The organism is Rossellomorea marisflavi, from assembly GCF_009806575.1.
Lineage (GTDB): Bacteria > Bacillota > Bacilli > Bacillales > Bacillaceae_B > Rossellomorea > Rossellomorea marisflavi_A.
On the sequence record NZ_CP047095.1, the window covers coordinates 3939040 to 3962449 of the forward strand.

Below are 23410 nucleotides of genomic sequence, written 5' to 3' on the forward strand. Positions count from 1 at the left end.
CACTTGTTTTTTTTTTCTACATAAAGAATAAAATGCAGGAATAATCCTACATTTTATTGTTCGAACATTTTACGACCTCAACTATTAAATGCAGAGATAATTTGATCTCTTAGAACCTCGTATTGTTCTGCGTTTATAGAGACTAGTTGAGAACCTTGAGTCGCTGCTTGAATCAACAGGGTGCCTTTTCGGTCTTCTTTAGTCGTTCGGGGTATCAAATGTAAATGAATATGTCTAACCTGCTCACTAATTGTAACTGTATAAAGACGTTCTAAATCAATTACTCGATTTAAAGTCACTTCTACGTCCTTAATCATTGATCCCATTTCGGCTAGTTCAGCAGTTGAAAAATCCTTCCAATTTTCAATATGTTGCTTTGGTTCAAGATAGATGTAACCTGGAATTTGAGAGTGGAAATCACCGAGATATACTACCCAATTTTCGCCTTCATACAGAGGTGCTTCATTACCATTATGTTTTGTGCAAATTGGACAATTACCCATCAAATTCATCCCCTCTACTGTGTAATTGCGACCTTACCATCAAGATAGTCTTTGATTAGTAAGCGGAAATCCTGTTGTTCAGAAATGACTGACTCAATCATTTCCCTGACAGCACCCTCTCCACCCCGCAATTTTGTTATTTGGTGAGCATACTCTTTCACTATGCTTACTGCGTTATCAGGTGCCACAGCAAGTCCGACCCTTTGCATGATGGGCAAGTCATTGATGTCATCACCCATATAACATACTTCCTGAAGGGTGATATCCATATCCTTCATGATGCCTTCGAGAACAGGGAACTTGTCATGAATACCCTGATATACGTATCCAACTTTGAGTTCCTCTGCCCTTTTGGAAACGGCCTCTGACTTCCTGCCAGTGATGATGGCCGTTTTGATTCCTGTGTAATGGGCCAAGCTGATTCCCATCCCATCCTGGGTATGAAATGGCTTATACTCGACTCTGTCAGAGCCGATATATAATTTCCCATCCGTCAGTACGCCATCTACATCTAATACAATCAGTTTGATTTTGTTCGTCATGATGTCCCTCTCTTATAGCCCTAGATTTACAAGATCCTGAATGTGAATCATTCCGATTGGTTTGTTCAGCTCGTCCAATACCGGCAAGACATTGACCTTGCTTTCCTCCATCACCTTCAATGCTTCAGCAGCCAATGCATGCTCTTCAACGATGACCGGTGATGGATTATACAAATCGAATACGGTACTGTTCAGGATATCTTGTGAAGCTGTCAACGCCCTCCGGATATCCCCGTCAGTCAATATGCCCATTAGTGTATTTGTCTCATCCACCACTCCGGTAGCACCAAGTCCTTGCGCGGTCATTAAGAATAAAGCCTCTTGAATCGTCGTTCCTGGAGAAACCATCGGGTTCTTGTTCGAGGTATTCACCACATCCTTGGCTGTCATCAGGAGTCTTCTTCCCAATGAACCGCTTGGATGGAACAGGGCGAAATCGCTCGGACCGAATTTCCTTGCTTTTAGTAGCGCTACGGCAAGTGCATCTCCGAGTGCCAACGTGACGGTGGTGCTCGTAGTTGGAGCAAGTCCCAGTGGACAAGCTTCTTCTGCCTGCCCGATGCTGAGGGCGATATCAGATTTATTCCCCAGCGTAGAGTCGGTATTCTTAACGATCGCGATCATTCTGGACCCGATTTTCTGGATGGAAGGCAATAGGCTGAGTACTTCATCTGTTTCACCACTGTTGGAAATGGCGATGACGACATCATGCTTCGTCACCATGCCTAGGTCCCCGTGAAGACCTTCGGACGGATGCAGGAATAGTGATGGTGTTCCGGTGCTTGCAAGTGTGGCATTGATTTTCCTGCCGATGATACCGGATTTCCCCATACCTGTGATGACGACTCTTCCCTCACAGCTCAACAACATTTCCAAAGCACGATTGATATCATCACCGATGGTTGTAGATAGTGCCAGTATCGCATTTGCTTCCTTCTCCAAAACATCCCTAACATCTTCCACAAAGTCAACAGTTTTTGTACTTAACATATTGCCCTATCCCTCCTAGAAAATTTTAATATGACGCCGGTTGCAGATTAATATTGTTTGATCAATTGATCAATTTGCTTAATTGGTTTCAATACTTCTTCAAGTTCATGAAGCTTGACCATATTCGGTCCGTCAGACATGGCTTCATCCGGATTCGGGTGAACTTCCATAAAGATCGACGATACTCCGATAGATGCTGCTGCACGTGACAGATGGGGAACGAATTCACGTTTCCCTCCTGTAGTCGTTCCATTTCCACCAGGGATCTGAACGCTGTGAGTTGCATCGAATACAACAGGAGCTCCGAGCTCAGACATGGTGATAAGGGAACGCATATCTACTACCAGGTTGTTGTACCCGAATGTTGAACCACGTTCAGTGAGAAGGATTTGTTCATTGCCTGTCTCTTGAAGCTTGGTGACGACATTTTTCATATCCCATGGAGCCAGGAACTGTCCTTTTTTCACATTCACGATTTTATTCGTGTTCGCTGCTGCGACCAATAGGTCCGTCTGGCGGCATAGGAATGCAGGAATCTGGATGATGTCCAATACTTCACCTGCTTGTTCCGCTTGACTCGCTTCGTGGATATCAGACGTTACGGGCAGATCGAACTCCTTTTTCACTTTGGCAAGGATCTCCAGACCCTTTTCGATTCCAGGGCCACGCTCAGAATGGATGGAAGAGCGGTTCGCCTTATCGAAAGAAGCTTTGAACACATAAGGGATGTTCAGCTTGGTTGTAATTTCCTTGATGGTTTCAGCCGTCTTCATGACAAGATCTTCACTTTCGATCATGCACGGGCCAGCAATCAGGACGAAAGGATTGTTTCCTCCGAATTTAACATTTTCATTTAATACGATTTCTTTTGTCATTATGCTTGTCCTCCTAGAATTCGTTCCACTTTTGCTATATCTTCAGGGGTGTCTACACCCACTGCTTCATACGTTGTTTCCACGACTTTGATCTTGTAACCATTCTCAAGAAGCCTCAATTGCTCGAGCATTTCCAACTCCTCAAGGGAGGAAGCCGGCAGATTGACGAACTCAGCAAGAATGTCTTTCGGATACCCATAGATTCCGAGATGCTTGAACGTCTTGGCCGTTTGCAGGCCTGAACGGTTATAAGGAACCTGGGAGCGCGAGAAATAGAGGGCATTGCCCCGATTGTCCGTGACCACCTTTACCACATTAGGGTCTGCTTTGTCGTTCTCTTCTTTAATCTCTACTTTCGCCGTAATCACCGCATCTGCAGATTCCTTAGCGCTAGAGATGAGTTGGTCGATGAGTTCCGGCTTGATTAGTGGCTCATCTCCCTGAATGTTTACGAAGAAATCCCCTTCGATCTTGGAGGCGACTTCCTGGATGCGATCGGAACCTGTTTCATGATCCGCTCTGGTCATGACCGCTCTTCCACCGAATCCTTCCACGGTGTTGAAGATTTCCTCGTGATCCGTTGCCACGATGACTTCATCGATAAGCTTACTTTCCTTCGCACGTTCAAAAACGTGCTGGATCATCGGCTTTCCTTGAATGAGAGCGAGCGGTTTACCAGGGAATCTCGATGAACCGTATCTAGCTGGAATAACTGCTATGAATTTCATATCCATGTTCCTCTCTATTTTCCATTGCCAACATATGGGCAGCAATTTTATCTGCAGTTCGTTTATGCTTGGATTGCAGCGATCCTTCTATTTGATAGTGAAAACGCAGGTAATAGATGAACTTTCTGATGCGCCCTCGGTTAACTGTAGTGTGAAGAGACTTATTCAGAGTCTCCGGGAGCTCTCCTGGAGTCCTAGCATGATGGACAACCCCTTCTATATTGTAGAAGGCATCCCCAAGCGTAACGACACGCTTTGTTTTGGCCAGGGCCTCAATTCCCACCGTCGAATTGATGGTAACGACAGCTTCTGCCTTTTCAATCAACGTGTGGATATCAAATTTCTCTACAAACAGAACTTCTTCTTCATTTTTGTATCGCTCTTTCAAGTCATCATAATTGACCCTAGACATATCCTCAGGATGTTCCTTCACCACGATGTGAAGGTTCTTGCCCTCGGCTACATTTATCGCCTTTACCGCATTGAAGGTGTGATCTAGTAAATCTCGCATATCTTTTATATGGGGTGAGTGATAGAGAATCTGGGTGTCCCTAGACACTTGAAACGGCAGAAAGACATATTCTTCTGGAAGCTCGACCTCATCCTCTGTTTGTCGTGAAAAAGTCCGCTTCTTGAAGAAATACTTCAGCCCTTGCCAGAATGTGATATGGACATAGTAGTTGGGATGTATGTGTAGGCTGCTTCCAATCATGGAAAGCAATTTCACGAATGCCACGACCAGCAGGCTTTCATTCTTCTCATGAAGGTGATCTGACTCAGGAGTGAAAAGATGTTTTTTCAACCTTTTCTCATCCAATTCAATTGCATCGTAAAACGAGGCCGAGCGTGGGATCGAAGACATTTCATTAATTCCTTCAGGGTCACACGTGATAGTATATGGACGGAAGAGTCCATCCTCAAAGTAAATCACGTCCAATCCTCTTTTGTGAGCGATTACTTTTGTCACCTGATCGATCCAATGGTATCCATTGAAAAGACATACGACCTGGACACCATGTTCATCTATGAATTTATCAATATAGTGCATATACCTTTTATACATCTTCAATTCCTTGGTGGGAACCTTTGTGTGAAGGATTCTCTCACGATATGTAATGTTATAGATGGAGAGCTTCATTAATTCATCATCACTAATTGGATATTCTTCCTTGTTCACATGAAACGGTACAAAGGTAGATGGTACACCGTTCTTGAATAATAGTTCGCCGAGCTCAAATTTCAGAAGATGACAAGAATGACCTCTTTCTTCCAATGAAGCTGCAATATTCATAAAGAAGGTTTTGTTCCGATTGCCCCTTAGGAATAAGTAATTCGTCATTTGCCCCTCCCGCTTTCCATTTATGTCGAAGTATAACATAAATCTGTACAGATTTTTTCGAAATCTGAAATATTTTACACCTTTTTGTCATATTATAAGCAAATACAAGTCATTAGTCTGTAAGTAATAAAATAGATATCTTTTTCACACAACGGTAACATTATAGTCTTACATATTCTAGCAAGCAAGAGGCAATGTTACATTTATAAGCCTTTTATCCTAGTATACTTCATTCCCGGGCTTTTTTACATGAAAAAATTAGTTGATTAGTAAAAAATCTCTACCCAATAAATGTCGAATCTGCTATGTTATTAATTAAGTTGAGAAAAGGAAGGGTAAAGTGAATGAGATCAGATAAACATGCTGGTATAAAGAAGAGAAAATGGCCGAAAGTTGTCGGAATCATCTTTCTCGTATTGTTACTTGGTGGAGGAGTCTATGGATATACGGTATATAAATCTCTGAATGATGCAGTCGGTGCTATGCATGACCCATTGAAACGAGAAAAATCGGAAAAACGTGCCGAAAAGGTAACATTTAAAGAGCAGGATCCATTCTCCGTCCTTCTATTGGGTACAGACGGATCCTTCAAGCGTAAGGGTGATGTCGGCCGTTCCGATTCAATTATCGTTCTGACAGTGAACCCTAATCAGAAGTCTGTGAAAATGCTTAGCATCCCGCGTGATACCCGTACAGAGATCGTGGACAAAGGGACTGTTGATAAAATCAACCATGCTTATGCCTTCGGGGCTGCCAAAGGCGGTCCTTCCGAAGGGGCTGAATGGTCGATGAACACAGTGGAAAATCTTTTGGATATTCCGATTGATTATTATGCCACCATTAATATGGATGGCTTCAAGGATATCGTGGATGCTGTAGGCGGAGTCACAGTCAATAACGATATCGACTTCGTACAGGACGGATATACATTCAACAAAGGTACTCTCACTCTTGACGGAAAGAAAGCACTCGCCTTCTCCCGCATGAGGCATGAAGATCCCCGTGGGGACTTCGGACGTCAGCTTCGTCAACGCGAAATCATCAAAGGAGTCATCAATCAGGGGGCCAGCCTCTCTAGCCTCTGGAACTTCGATGATATCTTCGATGCTCTTGGAGCAAACGTAAAAACCAATCTTTCCTTCAAGGAAATGGTCGACATCCAGAAGAACTACAAAGCAGCTGCAGGAAATATCGAGCAGATCAAAATCGAGACCGGTGAAGGCACGAAGATCGATGGGATTTACTACTACGTAATTCCTGATGCCGAGCTTGGCGAGATTCAAACGACCCTTAAAAAGCATCTTCAAATCTAAAAAAACCGCTTGGGAATCAAATCCCAAGCGGTTTTCTTATGCTTCTACAGCGACTTCTTTTTTCTTAAGCGTGAAGAACGTAATGGCGAACCCGACACCAAGGGCAAGCAAGATCCCAATGATGGCATACGGGAAGTATGGTCCGATGTAGGCCACCAAGCTGACGATACTGGACAGGATGTACCCGTAGATGCGGACACCCATGATGGCGAAGAATGCTGAACCGGCCATGCTGGCAAGCGTACAGGCCAGGAACGCTTTCTTATAGCGGATCAGGACACCGAATAGGGCCGGCTCCGTAATTCCAAGCAGCGCCGAGATGGCTGCTGACAGGATGATCGATTTTTCTTTCTTACCTTTTGCCTTGAAGAAGACGGCGAATGTCGCTCCGGCGATGGCCATGTTGGTCATGAAGAACATCGGCATGAGCATGTCGAAACCGTTGTCTGCGAAGTTCTGCAGGGCGATCGGCGTCATGGCGTGATGCATGCCGAAGACGATGGCGATCGGGCGGATCCCGCCGACGACGATACCGGCTAATACCGGTGATAATCCGAATAACATTTCAATGAAGGCAGCAAGCAGGCTTCCTACATATGCTCCCAGTGGCCCCGTTGCGATCAAGGCGAACGGGATGGTGATGAACAGGGTGAGCGTCGGGGTGAAGACGGTTCGGAGGACGCTCGGCATGAACTTGTCGACGTACTTCTGGATATAGCTCATGGCCCAAATGGACAGGATGATTGGGATGACGGTTGCGCTGTAGTTGATGACCGGTACAGGCAGACCGATAAAGGTGAACTGACTGACTTCTCCGAGCTTGGCGGCATCCAGTAGGGACGGGTACATGAATCCACCCGCTACGGCAAGGGCCAGGTACTGATTCGTCTTGAAGATATTCGCGGCCGATGCTGCCAAGAAGAACGGCAGGAAGTAGAACACGGCGCTTGCGACGAGGTCCAGGATGATGACGGCGTCGCTTTCTTTATTGAGGACTTCGAGGGCGATGAGCCCGGCGAGGATCCCCTTGATCATCCCCGCTCCGGCGATGGCCGGTACGATCGGTCCGAAAACGCCGGATACGATATCGAGGAGTGCTCCGAAGAACCCTTTCTTTTTCCCCGGTGCCTCGCTTTTCACGTCTGTTGTCCCGAGCTCTGCGGTCAGGGCTTCGTGGACTTTCTGGACGTGGGTGCCGACGACGATCTGGTATTGATCGTTCGTGAGCTGATCCCCCATGATGCCTTCCAGTTCTTTTACTTTGGCGCGGTCGATGGCGTCAAAGTCGTGGAGGTCGAAGCGCAGGCGGGTCATGCAGTGCCACACCTTCTTGATATTATCTTCTCCGCCGACAGCGGTGATAATCTGTTTGACCAATTGTTGATCTCCCATGTGAACCCCTTCTTTCTGTCTGTGGTGTTGTCGTTGATTAGCCATATCGTAGCACAGGGATCCAAAATTGAAAACGTTTTATAAAATACCAATCACAACACCTAAACCCTTGCTACATAAGGTTTCATCGTCATTTTTATTAAAATTGGTACGGTAAATACCTCCTATCTCTTGTGAAAACATGACCAAATTGACCGCGGTGATTTGCCTGTGTTTTACTTGAGTCATCGCAAACGAAATGGAAGGTGTGTCCACATGGAACCGAATCTTATTACACATATAGAAGCTGTCGTCACGAACCCCCACCGTCATAACTTTGTTGTCGTGAAGGTGGAGACGAGCAGCGGCATCACCGGGTACGGCTGCGCGACGTTCCAGCAGCGTCCGCTCCCCGTCCAGATGGTGGTGGAGGAATACTTGAAGCCGATCCTCATCGGCCGGAACGCACACGATATTGAAGATCTTTGGCAGATGATGATGGTGAACTCCTACTGGCGGAACGGTCCGATCATCAATAATGCCATCGCCGGAGTCGACATGGCCCTGTGGGATATCAAGGCGAAGCTTGCCGATATGCCTCTCTATCAATTATTCGGAGGGAAATCGAAGAGCGCCATCGCCGCTTATGCCCACGCGGACGGTCTGACCCTGGATGAACTGTTTGAAGGTGTCGATGCCCTGGTGGAACGTGGATTCCGCCATATCCGCTGTCAGCTCGGGAAGTACGGCGGGAAGAATCATGCCATGCATCTGCCGGATCAGCTCATGGACGGGGAATACTATGATCCCGACATCTACATGCGCGATGTCGTAAGGATGTTCAAAGCGCTCCGTGAGAAGTACGGATATGAACTCCATTTCCTTCATGACGTCCACGAACGCCTCTCTCCGAATCAGGCGATCCGCCTGGCGAAGGAGCTTGAGCCGTATCAACCGTATTTCCTTGAGGACGTGCTCCCTCCGGATCAGAATGAGTGGCTCGGTCAGCTGCGCAGTCAGACTACGACACCGATTGCAACGGGTGAGCTTTTCAACAATCCGATGGAATGGAAGGATCTCATCGTGAACCGCCGCATCGACTATATCCGCTGTCATGTGTCCCAAATCGGTGGCATTACGCCGGCCTTGAAGCTCGGGGCCCTTTGCGCGACATTCGGCGTGCAGATTGCCTGGCATGGTCCGTCGGACATGACCCCGATCGGTGTTGCCGTCAACACCCACCTTAATATGTTCCTTCATAATGCCGCCCTCCAAGAGGTACAGGAGCCGGAAGACGTGATCCGCGAGATGTTCCCGGGTGCCGTCGAGGTGAAGGAAGGCTATATTTACCCGATCGAACGGGGAGGAATCGGCGTCAGCTTTGACGAAGACATGGCGAAGGGGTATCCTTGCGTGTACAGGAAGCACGAATGGACCCAGTCCCGCCTGCCGAACGGGACGATCCATACTCCTTAACGGAAGGAGAGGATGAGATGAAGAAGCGGGAATTCATCGCCGATGATCTGCTGAGCAAGATCTATCAGAATAAATACCCGCCTGGAGGCAAGCTCCCGACCGAACGTGAACTTGCCGATCAGTATGGGGTGTCGCGCTATACGATCCGGGAGGCGCTGAAGAAGCTCCTCAACATCGGGAGCATCCACGTTGTACAGGGCTCGGGGATTTTCGTCACCGATACGATCACCCAGAGCCCGTTGATCTCCAACTCCCTGCAGGAGAAGAAGTTCAAGGACATTGAATCCAAGGTCGTTTACTTGAAACGGGAAAAAGCATCAGCTTCATCCCAGCGGATCTTCGACAGCCAGAGTGATGTCTGGTCCTTCAAGCGCGTGCGTCTCGTCGACTACCAGAAGGTACAAATCGAAACGTCCCTTGTTCCCGCGGAGCTCTTCCCGGATCTCGATGAAGGCGTGATTGCCCAGTCGGTCCATGAGTATGTACAGAGATGCGGGTATGACATCTCCCATTTCATCACGAGCTACAGCGCCGTCAATGTCTCAAAAGAAGATGCGGGCCTGCTGAACTGCAAGAAGGGGCTCGCCGCGATGAAGATCGTGAACCGCGGGATCCTGAAGGACGTTCAGGTGTTTGAATACAGCGAGCTGATCAATCTCGATTATTCGGTATCTTACTTCACACCGTTCAATACGAATAAGCATCAGTTCCGGAAGAACTGAAGAAGCGAGCCCACGAGGCTCGCTTCTTCTATGTTCTCAAGGTAGTCAAAAAGTAGACCAGCACCGTCCCGCCCTGGATGATGGCCGGAACGAAGGCGTATTCGTTCGGCAATACCCAATACAGAATCATGCTGATGATGAGGATCGGCATGACCGCGAACAGCCACAGCCTCACCTTCCGATTGGACAGATTGAATTCGAACCGTTCCATGCGTTCCCCTCCTTTTCTCCTTATCGGGTTTCCCTCGTCTGCTTTTCAAGATACTCTTTCTCCTGTTTAGCGGGTAGAAGGCCCTTTGCTTTCCCGATGTTGCCGCCCATGAGGCTCCAGACGGTGTTATGGTCGCCGACGACCTGTGAGAAGTCTCCTTTTTGCCATTGGGTGAGGATCTCCCGGTACTCTTCATCGTTCTTGTAGTTTTTCTCATCCAGCTGCTGCAGCAGGAAGGCGATCCGCTCATCGGTGATTTCGAAGAACGACCATTTCTCCCCTGCCCTCACCTTCTGGTGGCTCATGGCGTGGATGTATTGCCGCATCAATTCTTCTGATATCGGGGTCTTGACGTCTCCTTCAAATGGGTTGCCGTCCACTTTACCGGTGAAAGTATGTTTATTCGGCTTTACACCCGCTGCCGAAGCTGAACCTTCTTTACTTTCATGCGCAGACTTCCGTTCGGGCTCAAGACTCTCAAGGGTAATATAGACACCCACCACGGTCACCAGAAGGACTGCTCCCAGAATAATCCCCACCCATTTCCTGCTCATACACGTCCTCCTTTTTCTCTCTTATGGTATTTATTTCTATATAACGCAGGCTGATTCCTGCCCGATCACGCCCTTCCCATACAAAACAAAAAAGAGCCCGTGAAGAGCTCTTATCACTTTACCTTGAGGGACAAATTCCCTTTATTCGTTTGGTAGAGTATGGATGTTTTTTCTTTTCCATCGAGCTGATACCTGGTTTCTGACTCTTTTACCACCATTACGGACTCGTAATCGTCGTAGCGGAGGGACAGGATATATTTGCTCTTCTCCAAGAAGGCAAGGGGTTCCTTTGTGAAGGTGAGGGTCACCAGGGTTCCCTTCTGTTCGACAATCCCTTCCAGGATGAAGGTATCCTCGATGAAATAGCGGTCTTGCAGTTCGACAGCCTGGATTTCAGGAATACTGTGGCCGGTCAGCTCAATGTCGAAAACGACACTCTTCCCTGCCTGTCTTTCATCCACGACCTTCGCCTGGACAGGGATTTCAATAGGAATCGTCGTGCCATCGGAAAGTTGGGCGATCCTGTACGGAAGGCCTCCCCGTTCTTCCTGCAGGGCCTCAGCTCCGGAAGTTGCCCATTCGGCCAAGGCCACGACCCGTTCATATTCCCTGTTCACAAGAAGACAGAAGTATTCTTTGTTCAATGGCTTCTTTATGGTTTCTTCCAATGTGTAAGGGCGATTATAGCTTGAAAACAAATAGAGGACTTCTTCGAACTTCTTAAAGTATGCCTGCTGATTTTCACTGTTCACGAAATGTTTCCGGTTGAATAACCGGGTGATGCTGTCGAACTCCACCAGCCGGTTCACGATCATCTTTTCCTCTTCAGGTGGAAGATTCTTATCCAACACATATTTCAACACCTGAATATTGGTATCCATCTTTTCAATAATATCCGTCTGTCTGGTCAGGGACATATTATCAGAGAAACGGTTGATGTAATAGATAGGCGCAGTCGTGGTTGAGATCGTACCGACCGACGTGAGTACATCGATGAAGAACTGCTTATCTTCTGCATACTTCATCTCGGGGAAACGGATGTTGTGCTCCTTCAGGAAGGAAAGCCTCATCATCCTTGCAGTCGGCCCGAGGTGGTAGAAGATATGGGGAATGGAATACGGCGAAACGCCTTTCCTCACCTTGCAGGATTCATAGCGTCCCACGAGTTTCTCATTCTTTGAGTTCACCTGAATCGTCTTCCCTACACCGTAATCCGTCTTCGATTCCTCCATGAGATCATATAGTTGGCGGACAGCATCGTGATCCAACCAGTCGTCGCCATCAAGGAACATCAGGTAGGTGGAATTGGCCAAGTGAACCCCGAGATTCCTCGGGAACGCTGGAGTGCCAGTGTTTTCTTCCAGGAATACGGCGACGATATTATCATACAGATCGACAAATTTCTTCAGCATTGGACGTGATTTATCCCCTGATCCATCGTCGATGACAATCGCGGTAATATTGGAGAACCCGAACGTCTGCACGATCACCGAATCGATGGCTTTGATCAGGTATTTCTCCGCATTGTACACGGGGATGACCACCGTCACCTTGGATTTTCTTTTAAGCGCGGCATTATTGAAGACCGTATATGGAACTTTATCAAAATAGGTATCTTTCTCCGTTTTAAATGGCAGTAAATCTAAGAGTTTCAAATTCATTTCTCCCACTATCATAATAGATTGCTTCTAAACAATACCCGTTTCACAAGGAAAATCACCATGATTTCATTTCTTTTATTTCCCAAGGTGAGGGCTTCCAATGATTAGACGTAGATGTCCCGGGGAAAGTTCCATCATTTATCCAAATAAAAAAAAGCTGTAAAGAAAAGAATTGATATCTCTTCCTTACAGCAAGTGGGTATTAGAAGCGCTTATATCCGACAAACTTCGGAGCCCAATAAGTATTATTCAGCTTCGTCACCACAACGCCGCTGTCAGATGCATGGATGAATTCCCCGTTTCCGAGGTAGATTCCCATGTGGCTGATGCCGGCTTTGTAAGTATTTTCGAAAAATACGAGGTCACCCGGAACCGGATTGGAGACGGATTTCGCCTGGCTGTAGTAGCCTTCCGTGCTCGTACGGGAGATGGAGTAGCCCGCTTCATTGAATACATAGTAGATGAACCCGCTGCAGTCGAATCCGGACGGCGTCGTACCGGCCCATTTATACGGGGTGCCAAGGTACTTCTTCGCCACGTTCACGACCGTGGATGATGACGGAGTCTGAGTGCCCGTAGTCGCGGTGTTGACTGTTCCGGTTGAAGTGGAAGTAGAGGTCGAGCCATTCACCTTGAGCTTCTGACCGACATAGATTGTGTTGGACGTAAGCTTATTCCATGACTTCAATTGTGAAATGGTTACATCATATTTGTACGCGATGTAGGATAAAGAGTCACCGGATTTGACCGTATAGCTTCCGGATGTCGACGGTTTTGAAGCCGTCGTAGTCGAGGTCGAAGTGGACTTCGAGCTTCCGGACACGATCAATTTTTGACCAGGATAAATCAGGTCACTCTTTAGATTGTTCCATTTCTTCAGATCCGCTACATACACATTGTACTTCTGGCCGATCTTCGACAGGTAGTCCCCGGATTTCACGGTGTATGTTGTAGTGGATGATGATGATGACGTTGTCGATTTCGACACTTCCAATACTTGATTCACATAGATCATATCGGACTTGAGTTTGTTCATGGATTTCAGACTTGAGACACTTGTATTGTATTTAACGGCGATTCCAGAAAGCGTATCCCCAGACTTTACTTTATAAGAGGCAGCCTCAATCGAATCGACAGCCATAGATGACAGAACAGCAGCAGTTGTAAAAGCGATTATCGTTTTCTTCAAGATCTTTCTCCTTCGCAAATAATGTCGTTTTTGCACGCCTACCCATTATCTCCGAACTAGTCCGATAGGTTAATAGGCTTATTTTCTTATGTGAAGAAAAACATGGAAGAAAGCCCAGTATAATCACGTTTAGTAATTTGTGGTAATGATGGTAGTTTGGTTTGTTCATAGGTGGTTTGGGGTATTTATGGGGGCTGTTTCCTATATTGGGTGTGGAATAAGGAAGTAATTAACATTTTTTGGGATAATAAGGTATAATACTAATCAGAACGGTTTACCGTATTTTGAAGGGAAATGGGGTCGGGTGTTGAAGAGGATTTTGCTTATTTCTTCTATATTGTTTATTGGGATTGTTGTGGGGGTTGTGGTGTGGGTACAGAACGAGGGGCAGACTGCTCCCCTGTCGATGAAGGATAAGATCGAGGCCGCCGCTGAGGAGATTCATGTCCAGGACATTCTGCAGAGCCACTCGATTGATGATGGGTTAGAAGCGGTTTTATTCCTTCTGAAGGACGGTCGGATCGGATATGCCCTCGTAAAGGATGATGAGATTCACCACGTATTGTGGACGGATACAAACCAAACCTATGATCAGTACCAACATCACGTCATCTTACTGGGGAAGAAGGAAGATCCCGCCCATACACGTCTGACGGCGACGATTATACGGCCCCTTGACCAGCCGAAGTACTATCGTACGGTTGAGTTGGGAGAGGGCGAGTATTATCTGGCATCCTTTGAGATTCCGAAAGAGGATGAGCAAGTTCGGTTTGGGGAAGATGGATGGCGGTTTAACTAATGTTGATTAGGAAGCCTTAGTTGGATGGGCTTCTTTTTTTATGGATTGTTGAATAAGGGGACTGCAAGCGCTACTCAAATGCACGAAAATCGGCTGAAATGGAAGGCTGGCAGGGTGATTGATCCTGTGCGCCAGCCCTTTTCTTTCAACTCTAATGGATTTACTTTCAACTTTTGCCGATTTACTTTTAACTTTCGTTGATTTACTTTCAACTTAGATGTTCGACTCATTTCCCACTTTCAACTACGCTACAATACGTTCAACTTCGAGTGGTTACTTTCAACTTTCATTGTTTATTTTCAAGTCTCGTGACAGCTCCTATCTAATAGGAAACTCCACCACAAACATCGTTCCTTCAGACGAGCTACGCTCCAGGCGAAGGCTGCCTCCGTGGGCCTGGGCGAGCATCCGGGAAAACGGCAGTCCCAGTCCGAGACCACGCGTCTTGAGCTTCTTCTCTTCCCCGCGGTAGAAGCGTTCAAAAATCAGTGCTTGTTCGGCTTCCGGAATCCCGCTCCCAGTGTCGCTGACCGATATGGTGCAGGAGTCCCCCGCCCGCTCGAGCTTCACACGCAAACTGCCATCCGCTTCTGGTAGGGCCTGGCGCGCGTTGTTCAGGAGGTTGATGAGGATCTGCTCGACCCGCAGGGTATCCACGTCCGCTTCCATGTCTTCAGGAGGTGTCTCCACTTCCAGCTGGAACGACTCGTTCACCTGGGTCTGCTTCCACTGATTCACGATATCCTCCACAAGGTCGTTCATGGAGACGGTCTCTTTCCGCACGGGGATGGCTCCTGATGAGAAGGAGTTGAAGTCAAGAAGATCACCGATCATCCGCTGCAGGCGGTCCACTTCCTTCAGGGAGATGTCGAGGAATTCCTTCGCTTCGTCCTCGGTCACGACCTCGTCCTTCACCGCCTGGATGAGGCCGCTGATGGAGGTAACCGGCGTCTTCAGATCATGGGTGACACCGGCAAGGAGTTCCGATCTGAGCTGTTCCAGATGCTGAAGCTTCTCGGCCATCTGCTGGAAGGAGTCCACGAGCTCATAAATTTCCTTCTCCTTGGCGGGTTCTTTCAGGCTGACGTTGTAATTCCCTTCGCTTACGACTCTTGCCGCACTCGCGACTTCCGAGATCGGAGCCGACAGCTTGCGTGACAGATAGTAGATGACGAGCCAGCCAAGCAAACCGAGGCTCACCAGGAGGATGGCGAGTAGCCGGTACTCCTGGTTCACTTTCCCGAGATCCTTCTCAAGGTTCAGCATGACCACATAGCCGAGGACATCGTCTCCGTTTTTCACCGGCTGGCTGATGGCGTACGCCTTCCCTTCTTCACCGAGGGCGATTTCCACTTTCCTCTTCTCAAAGAAAGTCGTCGAGATCTTTTGTGCCTGTGGCTGAGCTCCCGGTGGTCCTCCGCGGAAATGGTTCTTGTCGGAGAGGACGTTGCCTTCGGGGTCGACGACGAAGGTGGACGGCGGCTCATCAAGGTTCAGGAGCTTGCTCCGCTCTTCGACGACGTCCTTCAAGACAGGCGGAATGAGGATCTGTCCGTCTTCCGTCACGATCCGGTCGGCGAGCTCCTGGGCCATGACCTGGGTCAGGTTCAGGCGGTTATCGATCGTCGTCTTCCTGATCCAGATCGCCGAGATGAGGGCGATGACGAGGAGTCCGACGACGAGGGTGATGAGGTAGCGGGTCGTCCAGTAGCGGAGGAGCGTCTGGCGGCCCGGCTCTTTAGCCTTGGTGAACACTGAACTGGTACCCCAATCCCCTGAGCGTGCGGATCTCCCCCTGCTCCTTCGGCCACTCCTCCAGTGACTTCCGGATCCGCTTCACGGCAAGATCCACGGCGCGGTCGCTTCCTTCATAATCCATGCCCCACACCCGGTCAATGAGCTGCTCGCGTGTGAACGTCTGATTCGGATGGTCAGCGAGAAAAAGGAAAACGGAAAGATCCCGCGGCGTCAGGGTGATCTCCTCCCCTTTCAAGTGAACGGTATGGGACTGGCGATTTATTTTCAGATCACCATAGAGCCTTACACTTCCCGTATCGTACACGGGGCCGCTCCGCCTCAGGACGGCCTGGACGCGCGCGACGACTTCATCCCCGATGAACGGCTTCGCGATGTAATCATCGGCACCCGATGTCAGCCCCTTGAGGCGGTAGTCCACGTCGCCGAGGGCCGTGAGCATGATGACAGGCGTCGGCGCAAGAGTCCTAATCGACTCCAGGACCGACCAGCCATCTCCGTCAGGCAGCATGACATCAAGAAGCACAAGATCCGGCTGCACATTGGTATAATCCTTCATGGCTTCCCTACCTGAGTACGATTGCACAACGTCAAAGCCGCTTTTCGCCAGGTACGCCTTCAGGACCCTGGATATGGTGATTTCATCTTCAACGATCTGTATGGTTTTCATATGAGAAATCCTCCTATAGAAGCATTATAAAGGAAAAACGGGTGGGGAAGAAATGCTTGGGGAAAAAGAAAGAGTGCCAGGGGGACGGCACTCTCATTTATATGAAAGGGGTCAAAGGGTCACGCTGGTCTGGGATGCATCCAGATCGGTCTTGTCTTCAGACTGATCGCCTTCCTTCGTACTGCTGTCTGGACCGTGATCACCGCCACCGCGCGGGCCTTTCATCTTCACCCCGAGATCCTCAAGCTGCTCATGCGCTTCTTCCCGGGTGATGGTCCCCTCGACCGCCTTCTTCAGGATGGCCTGGGCTTTTTTCTTCGTTGCTGCATCCAGATCGGCAAACGGATCCGGCATCTTGTCGAGGTCCAAGTCGATATCAAGCTCATCAAGCTCCTTCTGCGCCTCTTCCTTCGTGATCATGCCGGCCATGTAGCGGTCGCGGATGTCATGGGTCTTCTGGTGAGTCTCCTCATCCATCCCGTCCGGTCGCTGCGGCATCTCGATACCGAGGTCAGCGATCTTTTCATTCGCTTCTTCCTCTGTCAGATCACCCGACTTCACCTGATCACGGATGTCATCCAGCTTCTGTCTGGTCTCATCATCAAGCTCCATGCCAGGCCCACCGTGATTACCACCGCGCCCCGGACGACGGATCCCCAACTCATCGAGCTTTTCTTTCGCCTCATCCCTCGTGATGGTCCCATCCTCCACCTTGCCCTTGATATCATCCAGCTTGGACTTTGTTTCCTCATCAAGCTGCTGCTTCTCCTCCACCTGCGGCTGATCCGCCGTCTCCTGTGTCGTCGCCGTATACGCAGCCGGCGCCAGGATTCCCAATGACAATGCACCCGCCACCACTTTTGCCGATAGTACATTCAACATCTTACCTACCTCCAGTTCATTTTGAATTTGTAGATTTTAGCCTTGCAAGATTGATTGTAGGGGGTGAATGTGTCAGGAGGATGTCGGGGGAGAAACTTATCTTCCTGAATTCGCTACTAATTCAGGTTTATCCATGGTTATTTCTGTATATAAACCTTTATATAAGAAAATCCCCCACCACGAAACTTTAATACATCACTCAAAGAATGAGACGCATATGCCATCAATTCCAGATTAGAGAAGAGGTTAAGGTATGGGTTATGATTCTTTGATCAAAGCTTTAAAAGACCATAGGAAATCTACCATAGTAATGGAGTGGGAAAATGGACTGAAAGTAAGTGGGAAATTAGATACTATTTTTGAAACAGATAATGGATATGAAGATGATGATGTTAATTTCAAAGAATACGACTCAGCTATATCTAGAGTGGATAACATTTTATCTGAACCATATGACGTGAACAATGTTATTTATAAGTGGCTGGCTAATAATCAGGGTGATCTTATAGAGGTATCACTTTATAATGACTGTCCGAGTATACTTAAACTAACAAACGGAATAACAATCTGGAAACACCGCTAATCCACTATTAAAATATGCAATGAAAACTATTTTAAAGTCGTCACACCAACCCCAAAATGGGTATCTACAACAGGATGCCCATTTTGGGGTTTTTGCTATGAAGTATTATAGTCATCAAATATGAAAACGCTATACATTTTCATTGACAACATGTATATACAAGATTACAATTGAACTATATCTTGTATATACAACACAGTATTTTGGAAGCGTTACCGATAGATTAGGAGTTTCTACTCATTCCATATGGGGAATGGTTGTTACAAATGTAAGCGAACACATTTTGGGAGGGATACACATGAGTGTGGATAGACAATCGGTTAAACAGATCATCGAGGCCATCGGGGGAGCGGACAATATTTCGACCGCGACGCACTGCGTGACACGTCTTCGTCTTATTCTGAAGGATGAAGGAAAAGTAGATAAAGAGAAATTGGATGATATCGATATCGTAAAGGGATCATTCTCTTCAAACGGACAGTTCCAGGTCGTCATCGGGCAGGGGCTCGTCGATAAGGCCTATAAAATCCTTGCTGAGGAAACAGGCATCCAGGAAGTATCAAAGGAAGATGTAAAGAATGAAGCATCCAAGAATTTGAATCCGCTTCAACGGGCCATCAAGACCCTGGCTGACATCTTCATCCCGATCCTGCCGGCCATCGTCATGGCGGGTCTGTTGATGGGGCTGAACAATATCCTTACGGGTCCCGGGATCTTTTTCGACGATAAATCCGTCATCGACGTCTATCCACAATGGGCAGACCTCACCAATATCATCAACCTGATCGCCAACACGGCCTTCACCTTCCTGCCTGCACTCATCGGTTGGTCGGCCATGAAGCGTTTTGGGGGAAATCCGCTGCTTGGGATTGTCCTTGGATTGATTCTTGTCCATCCGGACCTTCTCAATGCATGGGCATACGGATCTGCTGAAAAAATCCCGACGTGGAACATCTTCGGTCTTGAAATCGATAAAATCGGGTATCAGGGACAAGTCCTCCCGATCCTCGTTGCTTCTTATGTATTAGCGAAAATTGAGCGTTTCTTGGATAAACATGTTCATGATTCCATCAAACTGTTGGTTGTAGCACCTGTTGCCTTGCTCGTCACTGGACTGCTTTCATTCATCGTCATCGGTCCGATCACGTTCTTCATCGGTAACCAACTGACAGACGGCGTCATCTGGATCTTCAGTCACTTCGGTTGGCTCGGTGGCCTACTGTATGGTGGATTGTACGCAGTCATGGTCATCACCGGGATGCACCATACGTTCCTGGCCGTCGACCTGCAGCTCGTATCCAACACAGGCGGAACATTCCTATGGCCGATCCTGGCACTATCCAACATCGCACAAGGATCTGCCGCACTCGCCATGATGTTCCTTGCGAAAAAACAAAACCAAAAGCTGAGCGGCCTGGCCGGTACCTCCGCCCTATCCGCTTATCTCGGAGTCACTGAACCTGCCATGTTCGGGGTCAACCTGCGCTACAAATTCCCGTTCATCGCAGCCATCATCGGTTCCGCCGTCGGAGGCGTCCTGCTGGCCACAACAGGCACCGAAGCCTTCTCCATCGGCGTAGGAGGAATCCCAGGTATCTTCTCCTTCAAACCGCAATACTACCTGACATTCGCCATCGGAATGGTCATCTGTATCATCATCCCATTCCTGCTCACCATCCTATTTGCCAAATTCAGCAAAAACAAAATCAGCTAAAACAGTTGAACCAACTTGTATATACAAGTTAAAATGAGGGAGCGACAAGGACAACCAGTCCCGCTCCCTTTTTACTAACTAAAAAGAAAAGCAACCTGGTTAGGTCGCTACACACAATTGATTTTGGACAGAATGGGGAATGGTAGCCTTAAAGAGAAGGGGCATGTATATAAACAACCATGAAGTAGGACAGGAATGTCGAACATACCATCCTACCTACCACCATAAAGTGCCTTGCAGCGAAGGCCACCTGACTCCTACGGGAATAGAGGGTAGCTTGAGACCCTGGAGGCGCAGCCGAAGCGGCTCAACACCCTCCCGAGGAAAGCAGGTGGCCGCAGCGGAAAGGCACGAACCCAATCAAATAGTCTATGAAATAGAAGAATTTTTTCACACCTATTAAAACGGATGTCGAACATACCATCCTCTCTATCACAACAAGTGCCTTGCAGCGAAGGGCGGCCGACTCCTTCGGGAATAGAGGCAAGCTTGAGACCCTGGAGGCGCAGCCGAAGCGGCTCAACTGACTCCCCGAGGAAAGCGGACGACCGCAGCGGAAAGGCAAGAACCCAATCAAATAACCCATGAACCACACCCTAAAAAACCACACTAAAAGGAAGGTGTCCCAAATGACCCAACAACCACAACCATGGTGGAAAAAAGCAGCCGTCTACCAGATCTACCCCAAAAGCTTCAACGACACAACAGGAAACGGAGTCGGAGACATCCAAGGCATCACCCAGAAACTCGACTACCTCAACAAACTCGGCGTCGACGTCATCTGGCTCACCCCCATCTACGAAAGCCCGCAGCGCGACAACGGCTACGACATCAGCGACTACTTCTCCATCCACGCCGAATACGGCACCATGGAAGACTTCGAGAACCTCCTGAGCGAAGCACACGCCCGCGGCATCAAAATCATCCTCGACATCGTCATCAACCACACCTCCACAGAGAACCAGTGGTTCATCGAGTCACGTCAGTCAAAAGACAGCGAATACCGTGACTTCTACATCTGGCGCGATGGCAAGCCCGACGGATCCGAGCCGACGAACTGGCAGTCGAAGTTCGGAGGAAATGCCTGGCAGTATGACGAAGCGACCGGTCAATACTACCTTCATCTCTTCGACGTCACACAGGCAGACCTCAACTGGGAAAATGACGCTGTCCGCCGCAAGCTCTATGACATGATGCTCTTCTGGCTAGATAAGGGCGTCGACGGCTTCCGCCTGGACGTCATCAACTTGATTTCAAAAGATCAGCGTTTCCCTGATGACGACGGCTCCACGGCTCCCGGAGACGGACGCAAGTTTTACACGGACGGTCCTAAGGTCCATGATTACATGCAGGAGATGAACCGTGAAGTCTTCTCGAAGCACGACATCATGACCGTCGGGGAGATGTCGTCTACGACGATCGATAACTGCATCAAATACTCACGTCCGGACCGGAACGAACTCAGCATGACGTTCAACTTCCACCACTTGAAGGTGGATTACCCCGGCGGTGAGAAATGGACGGTCGCCGACTTCGACTTCCAGCAGCTCAAGGACATCCTTTCCACCTGGCAGAAGGAAATGCACGACGGCGGAGGATGGAACGCCCTCTTCTGGTGTAACCACGACCAGCCACGGATCGTGAGCCGCTACGGAAATGACGGAGAGTTCCATAAGGAATCGGCGAAAATGCTCGCCACAACAATCCACATGATGCAGGGGACGCCTTATATTTACCAAGGAGAAGAATTCGGGATGACGAATCCGAAATTCACGAGCATCGATGAGTACCGGGACGTGGAGTCGATCAATATGTTCAACATCATGAAAGAACAAGGGAAATCGGAAGACGAAATCCTTGAGATCCTGCGTCACAAATCCCGCGACAACTCCCGTACTCCTGTTCAGTGGGATGGAAGTGAAAATGCAGGATTCACTACAGGACAGCCCTGGATCCCTGTTGCAAAGAACTTCCGGGAGTTTAACGCTGAAGCCGCAATGGATGATCCATCATCTGTGTTCTATCATTACCAAAAGCTGATCAAGCTAAGGAAAGAGTACGACGTGATTACGGATGGTGATTACCAGCTCATCCTTGAAGACGACCCACACCTGTTCGCCTATGTGCGCAACGGAGAGAATGAGAAACTGCTGGTGGTGAATAATTTCTACGGAACAGACGCCACATTCACCCTGCCTGAAGAGGTGGACGTGAATGGGTGGACGAGTGACATCTTGCTCTCCAACTATGAAGATACCGCCAATGTTTATACCCATATGAACCTCAGACCTTATGAATCCGTCGTGTTCCGCTTGACGAAATAAGTTCACCATACAAAAACCGGGCAGCCCCTTCAGGCTGCCCGGTTTTTATATGGTGATCATATCAAGCCAGGACTTAATTCGTTGATGATCCTCCTGGCTTTGGAGACCATCGGGGATGGCAAGTCATCAAGGGCGAAGTACCTGAGCTCCCGGGATTCTCCACTGGCCTCGAGGGTCCCTGTGACAGTATGCGTCACGTACACCGCTGTGACACCGTAGATTTGATCGCCGTTCGGGTAAGTGTGGCACTCATCCGGTCCCGAGAGGATCCGGATGAACTGCAGCTCCCCTGCGAGGAGCCCCGTTTCTTCATGAAATTCCCGGGCAGCCGTCTCTTCAAGGCTTTCCCCATACTCCATCACACCGCCGGGAAGCCCCCATATATCGGCATCCGTCCGGTACTGAAGGAGTAGTTCTTTCTTCTCATTTATACACAGGACAGTGGATCCCACCACCATAAGTGGCCGGGTTCCCACCAATCTCCTCATTTCCCTGATGTAATCACTCATCCCCACACCCTTTGGATGACAGGTGCGTCTATCGTGAAATCCAACCGATAGATATCCGGGTTTGATAGGGTCTTCCACTGTGTGAAACCGAACGCATCATCGAATTTTTTCAGCAGAAGAGCCATCAGATTCCCATGGGTCGCCATGACCGTGACGGAGTGATGACCTTGAAGGATCTGATCGATTACCTCCATTCCCCTCTGCATCGCTTGGAGGCTCGACTCTCCTCCTGGATATGAAAGCTCCAGATCTGTGAAGGTCCGTTCCAGCATCGTGAGCCAATCGGGATGATACTGCCCCGTCAACACCCTTTCCGAGAGGCGGGGCTCTTCTACAAGGCGGATCCCGTGATTCTCTGCCAGCCCCTTTACCGTCTGGACCGCCCTTAGATAAGGACTCGTCAAGATGGTATCGACATCGATATCTTTAAAAAATGCCGTGATACGCCCCGCCTGCTCTTCTCCTTCTGCGGTCAAGCGGGCATCAGGTGCCTGCCCTTCAGCTTTACAGTGGCGGACGAGATAGATGGTTTTCTCCATGTTCTTTCCCCCTTTTATGTCATTATTCGATTCATGTAGAATAATACCCTTTTTTGTAAAAAGTTTGATTATATTCTCTGAATATGGGTATATAGTAACCTGTACCTTATCTCCTCTCAACTACCTCCTTTTTTGGTATCTTAGACCTATTTATCTTAAAT

At 48.5% G+C, this 23410-nt stretch carries 23 protein-coding genes; 7 read left to right on the forward strand and 16 right to left on the reverse strand.

Annotated features, from left to right (window positions below):
- Positions 1–77 precede the first annotated feature (77 nt).
- Genes D5E69_RS20325 through D5E69_RS20350 form a run of 6 tightly spaced genes read right to left on the reverse strand, consistent with a single transcriptional unit; the run spans position 78 to position 4815 of the window.
- Positions 78–503 carry an HIT family protein gene (locus tag D5E69_RS20325; protein WP_159130156.1) on the reverse strand — a complete coding sequence of 142 codons (426 nt, stop codon included), beginning with the start codon at positions 501–503 and terminating at the stop codon, positions 78–80.
- Positions 504–517: 14 nt separating this feature from the next.
- On the reverse strand, positions 518–1045 hold the full coding sequence (locus D5E69_RS20330; protein WP_056538928.1) for a KdsC family phosphatase: 528 nt from the start codon (positions 1043–1045) through the stop codon (positions 518–520).
- 12 nt (positions 1046–1057) lie between these two features.
- On the reverse strand, positions 1058–2035 hold the full coding sequence (locus tag D5E69_RS20335; protein ID WP_159130157.1) for a KpsF/GutQ family sugar-phosphate isomerase: 978 nt from the start codon (positions 2033–2035) through the stop codon (positions 1058–1060).
- Positions 2036–2082: 47 nt separating this feature from the next.
- The gene (gene kdsA / locus D5E69_RS20340) at positions 2083–2910 is read right to left on the reverse strand and encodes a 3-deoxy-8-phosphooctulonate synthase (protein WP_159130158.1); all 828 of its coding nucleotides are present in this window, start codon (positions 2908–2910) and stop codon (positions 2083–2085) included.
- On the reverse strand, positions 2910–3638 hold the full coding sequence (gene kdsB / locus D5E69_RS20345) for a 3-deoxy-manno-octulosonate cytidylyltransferase (protein WP_159130159.1): 729 nt from the start codon (positions 3636–3638) through the stop codon (positions 2910–2912). Before kdsB ends, kdsA begins: the two co-directional genes overlap by 1 nt.
- Positions 3610–4815: a capsular polysaccharide export protein, LipB/KpsS family gene (locus D5E69_RS20350; protein ID WP_159130160.1), complete on the reverse strand. Its 1206-nt coding sequence runs from the start codon at positions 4813–4815 to the stop codon at positions 3610–3612. Before D5E69_RS20350 ends, kdsB begins: the two co-directional genes overlap by 29 nt.
- Before the next feature lie 506 nt (positions 4816–5321).
- Between D5E69_RS20350 and D5E69_RS20355 the strand changes: the two genes are divergently transcribed.
- Positions 5322–6290, forward strand: a complete 969-nt coding sequence (locus tag D5E69_RS20355) for an LCP family glycopolymer transferase (RefSeq protein WP_283957839.1) — start codon at positions 5322–5324, stop codon at positions 6288–6290.
- Positions 6291–6326: 36 nt separating this feature from the next.
- Here D5E69_RS20355 and D5E69_RS20360 read toward each other — a convergent pair whose 3' ends face one another.
- Positions 6327–7682, reverse strand: a complete 1356-nt coding sequence (locus D5E69_RS20360; protein ID WP_159130161.1) for a PTS transporter subunit EIIC — start codon at positions 7680–7682, stop codon at positions 6327–6329.
- 255 nt (positions 7683–7937) lie between these two features.
- Here D5E69_RS20360 and D5E69_RS20365 point away from each other — a divergent pair, with 255 nt between their 5' ends.
- Entirely contained in the window at positions 7938–9137 is a 1200-nt protein-coding gene (locus D5E69_RS20365) for an enolase C-terminal domain-like protein (RefSeq protein ID WP_159130162.1), read from the forward strand.
- Positions 9138–9154: 17 nt separating this feature from the next.
- Entirely contained in the window at positions 9155–9859 is a 705-nt protein-coding gene (locus D5E69_RS20370; RefSeq protein ID WP_159130163.1) for a GntR family transcriptional regulator, read from the forward strand.
- Positions 9860–9887: 28 nt separating this feature from the next.
- On the opposite strand, the gene D5E69_RS20375 is transcribed toward D5E69_RS20370, so the two are convergent.
- From D5E69_RS20375 to D5E69_RS20390, 4 genes are all read right to left on the reverse strand, one after another.
- Positions 9888–10070, reverse strand: a complete 183-nt coding sequence (locus tag D5E69_RS20375) for a hypothetical protein (protein WP_159130164.1) — start codon at positions 10068–10070, stop codon at positions 9888–9890.
- Between the two features lie 20 nt (positions 10071–10090).
- Positions 10091–10624 carry a DUF6241 domain-containing protein gene (locus tag D5E69_RS20380; RefSeq protein WP_159130165.1) on the reverse strand — a complete coding sequence of 178 codons (534 nt, stop codon included), beginning with the start codon at positions 10622–10624 and terminating at the stop codon, positions 10091–10093.
- Between the two features lie 113 nt (positions 10625–10737).
- On the reverse strand, positions 10738–12279 hold the full coding sequence (locus D5E69_RS20385) for a glycosyltransferase family 2 protein (RefSeq protein WP_159130166.1): 1542 nt from the start codon (positions 12277–12279) through the stop codon (positions 10738–10740).
- Positions 12280–12487: 208 nt separating this feature from the next.
- A complete protein-coding gene (locus tag D5E69_RS20390) occupies positions 12488–13474 on the reverse strand; it encodes a C40 family peptidase (protein WP_159130167.1) in 987 nt (328 codons plus the stop codon).
- Positions 13475–13811: 337 nt separating this feature from the next.
- On the opposite strand from D5E69_RS20390, the gene D5E69_RS20395 reads away from it, so the two are divergent.
- Positions 13812–14273 carry a hypothetical protein gene (locus tag D5E69_RS20395; protein WP_213085564.1) on the forward strand — a complete coding sequence of 154 codons (462 nt, stop codon included), beginning with the start codon at positions 13812–13814 and terminating at the stop codon, positions 14271–14273.
- Between the two features lie 318 nt (positions 14274–14591).
- Here the strand turns inward: D5E69_RS20395 and D5E69_RS20400 are convergent, their stop codons facing one another.
- The 3 genes from D5E69_RS20400 to D5E69_RS20410 form a co-directional block, all read right to left on the reverse strand.
- Entirely contained in the window at positions 14592–16028 is a 1437-nt protein-coding gene (locus tag D5E69_RS20400) for a HAMP domain-containing sensor histidine kinase (protein WP_159130169.1), read from the reverse strand.
- A complete protein-coding gene (locus D5E69_RS20405; RefSeq protein ID WP_048014367.1) occupies positions 16012–16698 on the reverse strand; it encodes a response regulator transcription factor in 687 nt (228 codons plus the stop codon). The genes D5E69_RS20400 and D5E69_RS20405 overlap by 17 nt, the downstream gene beginning before the upstream one ends.
- 111 nt (positions 16699–16809) lie before the next feature.
- Positions 16810–17580 carry a hypothetical protein gene (locus D5E69_RS20410; RefSeq protein WP_159130170.1) on the reverse strand — a complete coding sequence of 257 codons (771 nt, stop codon included), beginning with the start codon at positions 17578–17580 and terminating at the stop codon, positions 16810–16812.
- A gap of 253 nt (positions 17581–17833) precedes the next feature.
- Here D5E69_RS20410 and D5E69_RS20415 point away from each other — a divergent pair, with 253 nt between their 5' ends.
- From D5E69_RS20415 to treC, 3 genes are all read left to right on the forward strand, one after another.
- Complete coding sequence (locus tag D5E69_RS20415) at positions 17834–18163, forward strand: hypothetical protein (RefSeq protein ID WP_159130171.1); 330 nt, start codon at positions 17834–17836, stop codon at positions 18161–18163.
- Positions 18164–18461: 298 nt separating this feature from the next.
- The gene (gene treP / locus D5E69_RS20420; RefSeq protein ID WP_048007554.1) at positions 18462–19877 is read left to right on the forward strand and encodes a PTS system trehalose-specific EIIBC component; all 1416 of its coding nucleotides are present in this window, start codon (positions 18462–18464) and stop codon (positions 19875–19877) included.
- 629 nt (positions 19878–20506) lie between these two features.
- Positions 20507–22201, forward strand: a complete 1695-nt coding sequence (gene treC, locus D5E69_RS20425; protein WP_159130172.1) for an alpha,alpha-phosphotrehalase — start codon at positions 20507–20509, stop codon at positions 22199–22201.
- 56 nt (positions 22202–22257) lie between these two features.
- Here the strand turns inward: treC and D5E69_RS20430 are convergent, their stop codons facing one another.
- Both D5E69_RS20430 and D5E69_RS20435 read right to left on the reverse strand, forming a co-directional pair.
- Positions 22258–22710: an NUDIX hydrolase gene (locus tag D5E69_RS20430; protein ID WP_159130173.1), complete on the reverse strand. Its 453-nt coding sequence runs from the start codon at positions 22708–22710 to the stop codon at positions 22258–22260.
- Entirely contained in the window at positions 22707–23249 is a 543-nt protein-coding gene (locus D5E69_RS20435) for a histidine phosphatase family protein (RefSeq protein WP_159130174.1), read from the reverse strand. The genes D5E69_RS20430 and D5E69_RS20435 overlap by 4 nt, the downstream gene beginning before the upstream one ends.
- Between the last annotated feature and the right edge of the window lie 161 nt (positions 23250–23410).

What these genes read in the sequence shown, in the direction of transcription:
- treP (WP_048007554.1), top strand. Translation starts at nt 18,462, where the DNA reads ATGAGTGTGGATAGACAATCGGTTAAACAGATCATCGAGGCCATCGGG.
- D5E69_RS20325 (WP_159130156.1), bottom strand. Translation starts at nt 503, where the DNA reads ATGGGTAATTGTCCAATTTGCACAAAACATAATGGTAATGAAGCACCT.
- D5E69_RS20410 (WP_159130170.1), bottom strand. Translation starts at nt 17,580, where the DNA reads ATGTTGAATGTACTATCGGCAAAAGTGGTGGCGGGTGCATTGTCATTG.
- treC (WP_159130172.1), top strand. Translation starts at nt 20,507, where the DNA reads ATGACCCAACAACCACAACCATGGTGGAAAAAAGCAGCCGTCTACCAG.
- kdsA (WP_159130158.1), bottom strand. Translation starts at nt 2,910, where the DNA reads ATGACAAAAGAAATCGTATTAAATGAAAATGTTAAATTCGGAGGAAAC.
- D5E69_RS20355 (WP_283957839.1), top strand. Translation starts at nt 5,322, where the DNA reads ATGAGATCAGATAAACATGCTGGTATAAAGAAGAGAAAATGGCCGAAA.
- D5E69_RS20335 (WP_159130157.1), bottom strand. Translation starts at nt 2,035, where the DNA reads ATGTTAAGTACAAAAACTGTTGACTTTGTGGAAGATGTTAGGGATGTT.
- D5E69_RS20375 (WP_159130164.1), bottom strand. Translation starts at nt 10,070, where the DNA reads ATGGAACGGTTCGAATTCAATCTGTCCAATCGGAAGGTGAGGCTGTGG.
- D5E69_RS20370 (WP_159130163.1), top strand. Translation starts at nt 9,155, where the DNA reads ATGAAGAAGCGGGAATTCATCGCCGATGATCTGCTGAGCAAGATCTAT.
- D5E69_RS20405 (WP_048014367.1), bottom strand. Translation starts at nt 16,698, where the DNA reads ATGAAAACCATACAGATCGTTGAAGATGAAATCACCATATCCAGGGTC.
- D5E69_RS20330 (WP_056538928.1), bottom strand. Translation starts at nt 1,045, where the DNA reads ATGACGAACAAAATCAAACTGATTGTATTAGATGTAGATGGCGTACTG.
- D5E69_RS20365 (WP_159130162.1), top strand. Translation starts at nt 7,938, where the DNA reads ATGGAACCGAATCTTATTACACATATAGAAGCTGTCGTCACGAACCCC.
- D5E69_RS20430 (WP_159130173.1), bottom strand. Translation starts at nt 22,710, where the DNA reads ATGAGTGATTACATCAGGGAAATGAGGAGATTGGTGGGAACCCGGCCA.
- D5E69_RS20360 (WP_159130161.1), bottom strand. Translation starts at nt 7,682, where the DNA reads ATGGGAGATCAACAATTGGTCAAACAGATTATCACCGCTGTCGGCGGA.
- D5E69_RS20380 (WP_159130165.1), bottom strand. Translation starts at nt 10,624, where the DNA reads ATGAGCAGGAAATGGGTGGGGATTATTCTGGGAGCAGTCCTTCTGGTG.
- D5E69_RS20415 (WP_159130171.1), top strand. Translation starts at nt 17,834, where the DNA reads ATGGGTTATGATTCTTTGATCAAAGCTTTAAAAGACCATAGGAAATCT.
- D5E69_RS20435 (WP_159130174.1), bottom strand. Translation starts at nt 23,249, where the DNA reads ATGGAGAAAACCATCTATCTCGTCCGCCACTGTAAAGCTGAAGGGCAG.
- kdsB (WP_159130159.1), bottom strand. Translation starts at nt 3,638, where the DNA reads ATGAAATTCATAGCAGTTATTCCAGCTAGATACGGTTCATCGAGATTC.